This is a genomic window from Streptomyces sp. NPDC008079 (assembly GCF_042957385.1).
Classification (GTDB): Bacteria; Actinomycetota; Actinomycetes; order Streptomycetales; family Streptomycetaceae; genus Actinacidiphila.
The window spans coordinates 35,575-47,986 of the sequence record NZ_JBIBIC010000001.1; the positions used below are offsets into that span (position 1 = coordinate 35,575).

At 70.7% G+C, this 12,412-nt stretch carries 9 protein-coding genes; 7 read left to right on the top strand and 2 right to left on the bottom strand.

The genetic code is table 11. The features are described from left to right. Positions 1-78: 78 nt before the first annotated feature. Entirely contained in the window at positions 79-924 is an 846-nt protein-coding gene (locus ACFZAM_RS00125; protein WP_391041531.1) for an HAD-IB family hydrolase, read from the top strand. A gap of 327 nt (positions 925-1,251) precedes the next feature. Here ACFZAM_RS00125 and ACFZAM_RS00130 read toward each other — a convergent pair whose 3' ends face one another. Next, positions 1,252-2,109, bottom strand: a complete 858-nt coding sequence (locus ACFZAM_RS00130) for an oxidoreductase (RefSeq protein WP_391041533.1) — start codon at positions 2,107-2,109, stop codon at positions 1,252-1,254. 106 nt (positions 2,110-2,215) lie between these two features. On the opposite strand from ACFZAM_RS00130, the gene ACFZAM_RS00135 reads away from it, so the two are divergent. Continuing rightward, positions 2,216-3,283, top strand: a complete 1,068-nt coding sequence (locus tag ACFZAM_RS00135; protein ID WP_391041535.1) for an ATP-binding protein — start codon at positions 2,216-2,218, stop codon at positions 3,281-3,283. Here ACFZAM_RS00135 and ACFZAM_RS00140 read toward each other — a convergent pair. Then, positions 3,264-4,586: a hypothetical protein gene (locus ACFZAM_RS00140; protein ID WP_391041537.1), complete on the bottom strand. Its 1,323-nt coding sequence runs from the start codon at positions 4,584-4,586 to the stop codon at positions 3,264-3,266. The two genes, ACFZAM_RS00135 and ACFZAM_RS00140, sit on opposite strands and share 20 nt — an antisense overlap. Positions 4,587-4,828: 242 nt before the next feature. On the opposite strand from ACFZAM_RS00140, the gene ACFZAM_RS00145 reads away from it, so the two are divergent. From ACFZAM_RS00145 to ACFZAM_RS00165, 5 genes are all read left to right on the top strand, one after another. After that, positions 4,829-7,057: a SulP family inorganic anion transporter gene (locus ACFZAM_RS00145; RefSeq protein ID WP_391041539.1), complete on the top strand. Its 2,229-nt coding sequence runs from the start codon at positions 4,829-4,831 to the stop codon at positions 7,055-7,057. Positions 7,058-7,144: 87 nt separating this feature from the next. Continuing rightward, positions 7,145-9,103, top strand: coding sequence for an acetate--CoA ligase (gene acs / locus ACFZAM_RS00150; RefSeq protein WP_355346164.1), 1,959 nt, complete (start codon positions 7,145-7,147; stop codon positions 9,101-9,103). A 238-nt stretch (positions 9,104-9,341) separates the two neighbouring features. Next, positions 9,342-10,733 (top strand): Na+/H+ antiporter NhaA, encoded by a 1,392-nt coding sequence (gene nhaA, locus ACFZAM_RS00155; protein ID WP_391041542.1) that lies wholly within the window; start codon positions 9,342-9,344, stop codon positions 10,731-10,733. A gap of 45 nt (positions 10,734-10,778) precedes the next feature. Then, a complete protein-coding gene (locus tag ACFZAM_RS00160) occupies positions 10,779-11,342 on the top strand; it encodes a phage holin family protein (protein ID WP_355346170.1) in 564 nt (187 codons plus the stop codon). 13 nt (positions 11,343-11,355) lie between these two features. Continuing rightward, positions 11,356-12,384, top strand: a complete 1,029-nt coding sequence (locus ACFZAM_RS00165; RefSeq protein WP_391041544.1) for an alpha/beta fold hydrolase — start codon at positions 11,356-11,358, stop codon at positions 12,382-12,384. The last annotated feature ends 28 nt before the right edge of the window (positions 12,385-12,412 follow it).

Genomic DNA, 12,412 nt, shown 5'->3' on the forward strand with positions numbered 1-12,412 from the left:
GGTCGCGAACGATCCGTGACTTCCATGGTGTACCCGAAGCCCTTCTCAGGCAAACCCACACGCCCGAGCTTACGCCGAATGGTGGTTGCCTATGCTCGTCACGTGGAAAACCACCTGCCACCGCGCACCGCGGCGTTCTTCGATCTCGACAAGACCGTGATCGCCAAGTCCAGCACGCTCGCCTTCGGGCGCTCCTTCTACCAGGGCGGTCTCATCAACAGACGTGCGGTATTGCGTACCGCATATGCCCAGTTCGTGTACTTGGTCGGTGGCGCGGATCACGACCAGATGGAAGGTATGCGCAAATACCTCTCCGAGCTGTGCCGGGGCTGGAATGTCCAGCAGGTGCGGGAGATCGTGGCGGAGACGCTGCATGACCTGATCGACCCGATCATCTACGACGAGGCGGCCTCGCTGATCGAGGAGCACCACGCCGCGGGCCGCGACGTGGTGATCGTCAGCGCCTCCGGCTCCGAGGTGGTCCAGCCGATCGGCGCGATGCTGGGTGCCGACCATGTCGTAGCCACACGGATGGTCGTGGAGGACGGCGCGTACAACGGGGAGATCGAGCACTACGTCTACGGTCCCGCAAAAGCGGACGCCATCGCCGAGCTGGCGAAGTCGGAGGGCTACGACCTGGAGCGGTCCTTCGCGTACAGCGATTCGGTGACCGACATCCCGATGCTGGAGTCGGTCGGTCATCCGTACGCGGTCAATCCCGACCGGGCGCTGCGCAAGGAGGCCGTCTCACGTGACTGGCCAGTGCTGACTTTCAGCCGTCCCGTGCGGCTGAGACAGCGGATTCCGTCGCTGTCGATGCCGCCCCGGCCGGTGCTCGCGGCGGCTGCCGTGGGGGCGGCGGCTGCGACGGCCGGGCTGGTGTGGCTGGCGTCCCGACGCCATCGGCCCGCCCTTATGTCCTGATTGATCCCAAAAGTAAAGAAGTCGGGCGAGGGGTTCCCCTGCGCCTCCCACGGCGGTACAAAGGTTGTAGCGGCCCGCGAGACCACGGAGTTCCGAGAGGAAGACCGCAGTTCACAGCACCAGGCCCCACGGACCGAGCATGGAAGTCAGGCACCCACGCGGAGCCGACCCGCTTATCGGGCCAGCCGCACCAGGTGACGGGCGAAGATCCCGGCCTGATCGGCAATTACCGTGCACGCACTGGTAACTTGACGGACATGGCAGCGGCGGCACCTCACGGTGCCGCCGCATCTCTTTTCAGCCACCACACATCCGGCGGTCGACCGCTCAGGCGGCGCCCCGCTGAAGCGCTTCGCACACCGCGACACTTTCGCGGACCCCGAGTTCCAGCGCGCGCCCGCAATGGCTGATCCACTGGACCATGCCTTCCGGAGTACCGGACGCGTATCCCTCCAGCGCCTTGAGATAACCGGCCCGGCCCAACTCCGCGTGACCGACTTCGGCCGGACAGATCGACTTCGGGTCGAGACCGCTGCCGACCAGCACGATCCGCTCGGCGGCCCGCGCGACCGGCCCGTTGAAGGAGCCGAAGGGCCGCAGGCACAGCAATTCGCCGTGCACGACCGCGCCGACGACCAGGGCGGGCGCGTCGGTGCCCGCCCGCAGCAGGCCGGTCAGACCGTCCAGCCGGGCGGCGACCTCGGCGGGGTCGGGCAGCAGGATCTCGGCGATCTCGACCAGCGGCTCGTCCACCGGCTCCCCTGCCCGCCGCGGGCGGCCGACCGTCGGCTCGTCCGCCACTCCGCCCGCCGCCACCAGGTGCAGCCGGGCGAGCGCCTGCACGGGCGACTGACGCCAGACACTGAGCAGTTGACCGGCCTCGGCGGTCAGCCGCAGCGCCGCGCCGACCGTGCGCGCCTGCTCGTCGGCCGAGAAGTCGCTGCGCCTGCGCACCTCCTCCAGCGGCCAGTCGGCGCCGGCCAGCGCCGCGGACCCGCGGGCACCGCGCAGCGCCGCCTCCGATGTGACCTCGGTGGAGCGGCGCCGCATCACTCGGTGCCCGTAGACCTTGTCCACCGCCTGCCGTACGGCGTCCACCGATTCGGGTACGCCCGGCAGCGCGCCGAGGACAGCCATCGGGTCCGTCCGACCGGCGGCGGGAGCGGGATCAGCGTTCGTAGCCATGGTTCCGACCCTAGCCACCCCCCAACCCGCGGAACGACCCCGAAAGAGTGGCCTTCCCCACTCCAAACGCTCACGATCCGTATCCGTGCCACTACGCTTGGCGAACATGAAGATCGCTTTCGTCGGGAAGGGCGGCAGCGGCAAGACCACGCTGTCCTCCCTCTTCATCCGCCATCTCGCCGCCTCCCGCGTACCGGTCGTCGCGATCGACGCGGACATCAACCAGCACCTCGGCCCGGCGCTCGGGCTGGCGGAGGACGACGCCGCCGCGCTGCCCGCGCTCGGCGCGCACCTGCCGGAGATCAAGGAATACCTGCGCGGTGCCAACCCCCGGATCGCCTCCGCCGAGACCATGATCAAGACCACCCCGCCCGGCCACGGATCCCGGCTGCTGCGGCTGGTCGAGGACAACCCCGTCTACGCGGCCTGCGCGCGCACCGTGCACCTGGACCGAGGCCACGGAGACGACGGGGACACAGAGAGCGCGGGGAACACCGGGGGCGACACCGTGCGGCTGATGGTCACCGGCCCCTTCAACGAGTCCGATCTCGGCGTCGCCTGCTACCACTCCAAGGTCGGCGCGGTCGAACTCTGCCTGAACCACCTGGTGGACGGCCGCGACGAATACCTGGTCGTGGACATGACGGCGGGCAGCGACTCCTTCGCCTCCGGGATGTTCACCCGCTTCGACATGACGTTCCTGGTCGCCGAACCGACCCGCAAGGGTGTGGCCGTCTACCGCCAGTACAAGGAGTACGCCCGCAACTTCGGCGTCGATCTCGCGGTCGTCGGCAACAAGGTGCGGGACGCGGACGACCTGGCCTTCCTGCGCGCCGAGGTCGGCGACGACCTGCTGGTCACCGTCGGGCACTCGGACTGGGTGCGCGCGATGGAGAAGGGCAGGCCGCCGCGGTTCGCGCGGCTGGAGGAGGACAACCGCCGCGCGCTGCGCACGCTGCACGAACGGGCGGACGCCACGTATGAGCGCAGGGACTGGGCGCGCTACACCCAGCAGATGGTGCACTTCCACCTCAAGAACGCGGAGAGCTGGGGAAACGCGAAGACGGGCGCCGACCTGGCGGCGCAGGTCGACCCCGACTTCGTACTCGGCGAACGGGAACAGCACGAGCAGTTGCCCCGCCCCGCAGCGGCCGCTAGCGCACAGCCGGCCTGATCCGCTCGGGACCGCCCGCCGTCGCGGCGGCGGGCGCTCCGCCCATGAAGGTGTTCCAGCCGCCCTTGGGCGCCTGGCCGACGTCCAGCGTCCGCAGCCGCGCGAGCACCGCAGGGTCCTGCGCGTCCATCCAGTCCGCGACCTGCTTGAAACTGACGCAGCGCACGCCTTCCTTGCCGCAGACCTCCTTGACGGTGTCCTCGACGGCCTTCATGTAGACGCCGCCGTTCCAGGACTCGAAGTGGTCGCCGATGAAGAGCGGGGCGCGGTTGCCGTTGTAGGCGCGCTCGAAGGCGGCGGCCAGTCCGTCGTGCATCTGCTTGCCCCAGGCGGCCTGCTTGGCGGGGTCGCCGTGCACGGTGCCCGACTGGTTGGCGAGGAAGTTGTAGTCCATGGAGAGCGTCTCGAAGGCGCGTCCCGGCACCGGGATGTCCTGGAGCGGGAAGTCCCAGACGCCGTCGATCTTGGAGGGCCAGGTCTGCCGGCCGCCGATCGAGCTGGCGTCGTAGCGGAAGCCCGCGGCCTTGGCGGCCGGGATGAGATTGTGCTGGCCCTCCAGGCACGGGGCGCGCCCGCCGACCAGTTCCTTGCTGTAGTCGAAGGGCAGCGGGTCGAGCTTGGTGAGGCCGGAGTTGGTCTTCCAGTTCTTCACGAAGCCCTCGGCCTGCTGGATCTCGCTGGACCACTCGTCGCTCGACCAGGTGCCGACGCCGCCGTTGGGACCGCAGAAGTGGCCGTTGAAGTGGGTGCCGATCTCGCTGCCGTTCTGCCAGGCGAGGCGCAGTTCGCGCAGGGTGTCGGTGATGCCCTGGCGGTCGTTGAAGCCGATGTCGGAGGCGCCGCGCGGGTGCTTGGGCGGGGCGTAGACGTCCTTGTGGTCGCCGGGCAGCAGGTAGACGCCGCTGAGGAAGTACGTCATCGCCGCGTTGTAGCGCTCGCCGACCTCGCGGAAGTGCGAGAAGAGCTTCTGGCTGTCCTCGCCCGCGCCGTCCCAGGAGAACACGACGAGCTGCGGCGGTCGCTCCCCCGGCTTGAGGCGCGTGAAGACCGGCTGATGGGGCTGCGGGCCGGTGTCGGCGGTCGAGCCGTCGCCGATGAGCCGGACGGCGTGGGGCGCCGCGGCTTCGGGGCGGGTGCCCGCGTTGCCGGGCTCGGCGCGGCCGACGGCCGGGGCGGCGCCGGGGCCGGACCCGGCGGCTGATCCGGTGCCGGAGCCCGAGCCGCCGGCGGCGGAGCACGCGACCGCGCCCGCGGCCAGCGCGGCTACGGCGAGTAGCGCCGGTGCCTTGCGCAGGGAGTGCATTCGTACCTCACATCACAGAAAAAGGGATTTACCCAAAAAGTGACATGCGGCCTTGTCGTGACCGCAACGACCTGGCCGTTTATCTGCCAATTCACTCGATAGCAGTAAATAAAGCCCCGATCAGACCTCTGGACTTCACTCTCCGCAGTCAGTCGATTACTCTCCATTTACTGACGCTTGAGAGTAGCGAGCGATAACGCTCCGCAATCACGTCCCGCCGCCCACCGAAGGAGACGGGAATTATGCAGAGAATCCACCGGTCCGATCTGTCCGCTTCGATCACGGTCTTCCTGATCGCCGTCCCGCTGTCGCTCGGCCTCGCGCTGGCGACCGGGGCGCCTCTCCAGTCCGGCCTCGTCGCCGCGGTCGTCGGCGGCATCGTCGCCGGGCTGCTCGGCGGGGCGCCCCTCCAGGTCAGCGGCGCCGCGACCAGCCTGGTCGTGGTCACCGCCGATCTCGTCCACCGCTACGGATGGCGCAGCACCTGCGCCATCACCGTGCTCGCCGGGCTCGCGCAGCTCGTGCTCGGCATGGCGCGGGTGGCCAGATCCGCGCTCGCGGTCAGTCCCGCCATCGTCCACGGCATGCTCGCGGGCATCGGTACGGTCATCGCCCTCGGCCAGCTCCATGTGGTCCTCGGCGGCAGCCCGCAGAGCTCCGCCCTCGACAACATCACCGCGCTGCCCGGCCAGTTGGCGGTCACCAACCCGGCCACACCCGCCATCGGCGCGATCACCGTGGCCGTACTGCTCGGCTGGCGGCGGCTGAGAGGCAGGGCGGGACGGCTGCTCGGCGCGATTCCCGCGCCGCTGGCCGCAGTCGTCCTGGCCACCGCCGTGAGCGCGGGACTGTCGCTGCCGCGGGTGAATCTGCCCGCGTGGAGCGCGCCCGTGCTGCCCACCCTGCCCTCGGGGCCGGTCCTCGGGGTGGTCGCCGCCGTGCTCACCGTCACCCTGGTCGCGAGCATGGAGTCGCTGCTGTCCGCGGTCGCCATCGACACCCTCCAGGGCCGGCGGCCGGGACCGCACGCCCCGCCGGCCAAGCTCGACCGCGAACTGCTCGGCCAGGGCGCGGCCAACATGGTGTCGGGCCTGCTCGGCGGCCTGCCGGTGGCCGGCGGCGCGATCCGCGGCTCGGCCAATGTCGAAGCGGGCGCCGTGACGCGCCGCGCCACCGTGATGCACGGCGTGTGGGTGCTGCTCTGCGCCGGGCTCGCCTCCTGGGCGCTGGAGCTGATCCCGCTGGCCGCGCTCGCCGCCCTGGTGATGCTGGTCGGCGTCCGCATGGTGAGCTTCGCGCACATCAGACACGTCCAGCGGCACCGCGAATTCCCGGTGTACGCGGCCACGCTCGGCTCCGTGGTGCTGTTCGGTGTGCTCCAGGGCGTGATCGCGGGGATCGTGGTCGCGCTGTGCCTGTCGCTGCGCCGCCTGACGCACACGCGGATCACCGTCACCGAGGAGCCGGAGTGCCACCGGGTGCGGGTCACCGGCCAGTTGACGTTCCTGGCGGTGCCCCGGCTGACCCGGGCCTTCGCCCAGGTCCCCGACGGGGCCAACGCGGTGGTGGAGCTGGACGGCTCCTTCATGGACCACGCGGCCTACGAGGCGCTGAACGCCTGGTGCGCCAGGCACCGTTCGCGCGGCGGACACGCGACGCTCGGCGACGCGGTCGGACGGACCGTCAGCGAACCGGTGAGCGCGCACGCCTGCCGCCCCTGGACGCCGTGGCGCAACCACCACTGCACCCGCTCCGGCACCGTGCCCGCCACCAGCGGCGGTCAACTGCTCGGCGGCGTCAGCGCCTTCCAGCGCAACACCGCGCCGCTGGTCCGCGAGGAGCTGGCGCGGCTGGCCCGCGAAGGACAGCGGCCCGGCCAGCTCTTCCTCACCTGCGCGGACTCCCGGCTGGTCACCAGCATGATCACCTCAAGCGGTCCCGGTGACCTCTTCACGGTGCGCAATGTGGGCAATCTGATGCCGCCGCCCGGCTCCGACGCCTCCTGCGACTCGGTGGCCGCCGCCGTCGAGTACGCGGTGGACGTGCTCCAGGTCTCCAGCATCACGGTGTGCGGACACTCCGGCTGCGGCGCGATGCAGGCGCTGCTGGGCTCCGACCACGAGCCGGGCGCGCAGACCCCGCTGGCCCGGTGGCTGCGGCACGGCCGCCCCAGCCTGGCGCGGCTCAACCGGATCGGCAGACTCGGCCGCGGCGAGGTGGCGCTGGCGGACCGGCCGGTCGCCGACGACCTCGAAAGGCTGAGCCTGGTCAATGTGATGCAGCAGCTCGAACACCTGATGGCGCACCCCTGCGTGGCGCGTCGGGTCAGCGAGGGCACGCTCCAACTGCACGGCATGTACTTCCATGTCGCGGAGGCGCAGGCGTACATCCTGGACGGTTCGACGAGTGTGTTCGCGGCGGTGGGGCCCGACGCCGCACCGGACACCGCCCGGGAGGCCGCAAAGGTCTAAACCATTTTTCGGGTAGCTATTGTCAGGGTGGCCCAGGACTGGTGAGGTAGTGCTGGGACATGTGGGACACCCTGACAAGGAGCTGGCGTGAGCAGCAACGAGAGCCTGGCCAACCTGCTGAAGGAGGAGCGGCGGTTCGCTCCCCCGGCCGAACTGGCGGCGTCCGCCAACGTCACGGCGGACGCGTACGAGCAGGCGGCGGCCGACCGGCTGGGGTTCTGGGCCGAGCAGGCCCGCCGTCTGACCTGGGCCACCGAGCCCACGCAGACCCTGGACTGGTCGAACCCGCCGTTCGCGAAGTGGTTCGCCGACGGTGAGCTGAATGTCGCGTACAACTGCGTCGACCGCCATGTGGAAGCCGGGAACGGCGACCGGGTCGCCATCCACTTCGAGGGCGAGCCCGGCGACAGCCGCAGCATCACCTACGCGGAGCTGAAGGACGAGGTCTCCCGCGCCGCCAACGCGCTGACCGAGCTGGGCGTCGAGAAGGGCGACCGGGTCGCGGTCTACCTACCGATGATCCCCGAGGCCGTCATCGCGATGCTGGCCTGCGCCCGGATCGGCGCCGCGCACTCGGTGGTCTTCGGCGGCTTCTCCGCCGACGCCGTCGCGTCCCGGATCGCCGACGCCGACGCCAAGCTCGTCATCACCTCCGACGGCGGCTACCGGCGCGGCAAGCCGTCCGCGCTCAAGCCCGCCATCGACGACGCCGTCTCCCGCTCCCCGCAGGTCACCAACGTCCTGGTGGTGCGCCGCACCGGCCAGGACGTGGAGTGGACCGAGGGCCGGGACGTGTGGTGGCACGAGATCACCGCGCGCCAGTCCGCGGAGCACACCGCGCAGCCCTTCGACGCCGAGCACCCGCTGTTCATCCTCTACACCTCGGGCACCACCGGTAAGCCCAAGGGCATCCTGCACACCTCGGGCGGCTACCTGACCCAGGCCAGCTACACCCACCACGCGGTCTTCGACCTCAAGCCGGAGACCGACGTCTACTGGTGCACCGCCGACATCGGCTGGGTCACCGGCCACTCGTACATCGTCTACGGCCCGCTCTCCAACGGCGCCACCCAGGTGATCTACGAGGGCACGCCGGACACCCCGCACCAGGGCCGGTTCTGGGAGATCGTGCAGAAGTACGGCGTCACGCTGCTCTACACCGCGCCCACCGCGATCCGTACGTTCATGAAGTGGGGCGACGACATCCCCGCGAAGTTCGACCTGACGAGCCTGCGCGTGCTGGGCAGCGTCGGCGAGCCGATCAACCCCGAGGCGTGGGTCTGGTACCGCGAGCACATCGGCGGCGGCAGGACCCCGATCGTGGACACCTGGTGGCAGACCGAGACCGGCGCCATGATGATCTCCCCGCTGCCCGGCGTCACCGAGACCAAGCCCGGCTCCGCGCAGCGCGCGCTGCCCGGCATCGCCGCGACCGTGGTGGACGACGAGGCCAACGAGGTGCCGGACGGCTCCGGCGGCTACCTGGTCCTCACCGAGCCGTGGCCGTCGATGCTCCGCACCATCTGGGGCGACGACCAGCGCTACATCGACACCTACTGGTCCCGTTTCCCCGGCCGCTACTTCGCGGGCGACGGCGCCAAGAAGGACGAGGACGGCGACATCTGGCTGCTCGGCCGGGTCGACGACGTCATGCTCGTCTCGGGCCACAACATCTCCACCACCGAGGTCGAGTCGGCGCTGGTCTCGCACCCGAAGGTCGCCGAGTCCGCCGTCGTCGGCGCCGCCGACGCCACCACCGGGCAGGCCATCGTGGCGTTCGTCATCCTGCGCGGCACCGCGGAGGACAGCGCGGACCTCGCGGGCGCGCTGCGCGACCACGTCGGCAAGGCGCTCGGCCCGATCGCCAAGCCCAAGCGGATCCTCATCGTCAACGAGCTGCCCAAGACCCGCTCCGGCAAGATCATGCGCCGCCTGCTGCGCGACGTCGCGGAGAACCGCGAGCTGGGCGACGTCACCACCCTCACCGACTCCACGGTGATGGACCTCATCCAGAGCAAGCTGCCGAGCGCGCCCAGCGAGGACTGACACCCCCGGCCCCCGGCACACACCCGGCGCGGCCACACCCGCGCGACCACACCCGTGAGGGGCGCCCCGGCAACCACCGGGACGCCCCTCACACGTTCGGGTTAGGCTGACAACACATCGCGGCAGGATCGCGACAAAACTTAAGGGCGCGCCGGGAAGTCTGGTCGGCACACGGGACACCTGTGTCCGCAGCCAGCCGCACCCGCCCAGGAGGCCGCCCCCATGACCGAGTACCCGCGTGACTGAGCAACCGCGCCGTCGCGCCGACACCGTCCTCGGACGGCTGCCGCTCCCGGAACGCACCTTCGTCCTGGACGCGCTGCGCGCGGAGACCGTCGGCGGAGTCCTGCTCCTGGTGGCCGCCGTGGTCGCGCTGGTCTGGGCGAACACCCTGCACCACAGCTACGAGAGCGTCAGCCACTTCCACTTCGGCGTCTCCACGCTCGGCCTCGACCTGTCCGTCGCGCACTGGGCGGCGGACGGCCTGCTCACCGTCTTCTTCTTCGTGGCGGGCATCGAGCTGAAGCGCGAACTGGTCGCGGGCGAGCTGCGCACCCCCTCGGCCGCCGCGCTCCCGGTGATCGCGGCCGTGTGCGGCATGGCGGTCCCCGCGATCTTCTACACCGTCGTCAGCGCCACCGGCGGCGGCTCCCTCAAGGGCTGGGCCGTCCCCACCGCCACCGACATCGCCTTCGCGCTCGCGGTCCTCGCCGTCATCGGCACCGCCCTGCCCGCCGCGCTGCGCGCCTTCCTGCTCACCCTCGCCGTCGTCGACGACCTCTTCGCCATCCTGATCATCGCCGTCTTCTTCACCTCCTCGATCAACTACGCCGCGCTCGGCGGAGCGGCGGCCGGGCTGGTCGTCTTCTGGCTGCTGCTGCGCTCGGGAGTACGCGGCTGGTACGTGTACGTGCCGCTGGCGCTGGTCATCTGGGGCCTGATGTACAACAGCGGCGTGCACGCCACCATCGCGGGCGTCGCCATGGGACTGATGCTGCGCTGCACCAGGCGCGAGGGTGAGCGCGAATCTCCCGGCGAGCACATCGAGCACCTGGTGCGGCCGATCTCGGCGGGCCTTGCCGTACCGCTGTTCGCCCTGTTCTCTGCCGGGGTCGCGGTCTCGGGCGGCTCGCTGCGCGATGTGTTCACCAAGCCCGAGACGCTCGGTGTGCTGATCGGACTGGTGGTCGGAAAGATCGTCGGCGTGTTCGGCGGCACCTGGCTGGCGGCCCGCTTCACCCGGGCGCGGCTCAACGCCGACCTCAAATGGCCCGACGTCCTGGCGGTCGCCTCGCTCGCCGGGATCGGCTTCACCGTCTCCCTGCTGATCGGCGAACTCGCCTTCAAGGACGATGCGCTGCTCGCCGACGAGGCGAAGGCCGCCGTCCTGGTCGGCTCGCTGCTCTCCGCGGTGCTGGCGACGATTCTGCTGAAGCTGCGGAACAACAAATACCGCGCCTTGTGCGACGAGGAGGAGCGCGACGAGGACGGCGACGGGGTCCCCGACGTGTACGAGCAGGACCAGCCCGCCTACCACCTGCGGATGGCCGAGATCCTGGAACGGAAGGCCGCGGAACACCGCAGGCTCGCCCGTCTGGCCGGGGGCGACGGCGGAGATGACTCCGGCTGAGGCATGATCTGACGGAACGACAACGATTTGACGACGGAGGACGCAATGAGCGCAGCCCACGACGACGACGGGCGCAGCCTCGGCCAGTTGTTCGCCTCCGCCACGGCGGATGTCTCCGCCCTGGTGCACGACGAGATCGCCCTCGTCAAGGTGGAACTGCGGCAGGACGTGAAGCGGGCGCTGTTCGGCAGCGGCGCGATCGGTGTCGCCCTGACCCTGGCCTTCTTCGCCATGCCGATGTTCAGCATGGCCGCCGCGTACGGCATCCACGCGCTCGGGATCACCCTGGGGTGGTCGTTCCTGATCGTCGCCGGGGCGTACGTGCTGATCGCCGCGCTCCTCGGCCTGATCGCGTACGGCCGGTTCAAGAAGGTGAAGAAGCCGGAGCGCTCCATCGAGTCGGCCAAGCAGACCGCCGCGGTGATGAAGAACGCGAAGCCGCACCCGCGTCCGCAGGACACGGCCACGAGTCTGGACAAGGCCGCCGCCAAGCCCGCGCTGCCCCGCGCGGACAGGGACGCGGGACGCGGCGGCGTCCGGGATTCGGTGTCCGGCGCCGGGCCGGATTCGATGGCCGGTTCGACCAGAGCACCCGACCTGAAGATGTGACACTCTCTCCACCATGAGGGTCGTCGGCAGGTCGGGCAGTGCCACGGGAAACGACAGCGGAAGCGGTTCGGGAGAAGAGTCGCGGAACGGCTCGGGGAACGGGCCGGGAACCGGGCCGTCAGGTGCGGGCGGCGGCGGTTCCGTCCCCCGCCTCGAAGGGCCGTGGACCCACCGTGACGTGGCCGCGAACGGCGCCCGCTTCCACATCGCCGAGATGGGCGACGGGCCGCTCGTCCTCCTGCTGCACGGCTTCCCGCAGTTCTGGTGGACCTGGCGGCACCAACTGCCCGCACTCGCCGAGGCCGGTTTCCGCGCGGTGGCGATGGACCTGCGCGGGGTGGGCGGCAGCGACCGTACGCCGCGCGGTTACGACGCGGGCAACCTCGCGCTCGACGTCACCGGGGTGATCCGGTCGCTGGGCGAGCCGGACGCCGCGCTGGTCGGCCACGACCTCGGCGGCTACCTGGCGTGGACGGCCGCGACGATGCGGCCCAAGCTCGTACGCCGCCTCGCGGTCGAGTCGATGCCGCACCCGCGCCGCTGGCGCAACGCGATGCTGACCGATCTGCGGCACAGCAAGTCGGGCGCCTACATCTGGGGCGTCCAGTCGCCCTGGCTGCCGGAGCGTCACCTGGTGGCGGACCACGCGGAGTTGGTCGGCCGGCTGATCCACCAGTGGTCGGGGCCGCGGCTGCCGGACGACGAGGCCGTGGACGTCTACCGGCGCGCGATGCAGATCCCCTCGACGGCGCATTGCGCGGTCGAGCCGTACCGCTGGATGGTGCGGTCGATGGCGCGGCCCGACGGCATCCAGTTCAACCGGCGGATGAAGCGGCCGGTCCGGGTGCCGACGCTGCACCTGCACGGCTCGCTCGACCCGGCGATCCGCAGCCGCAGCGCGGCGGGCAGCGGGGAGTACGTCGAGGCGCCGTACCGCTGGCGGCTCTTCGACGGCCTGGGGCACTTCCCGCACGAGGAGGACCCGGCCGCGTTCTCGACCGAGCTGATCAACTGGCTGAAGGACCCGGAGCCGGACCGCTGAGCCGTACGCTCCCGACGGGCCCAAGCCG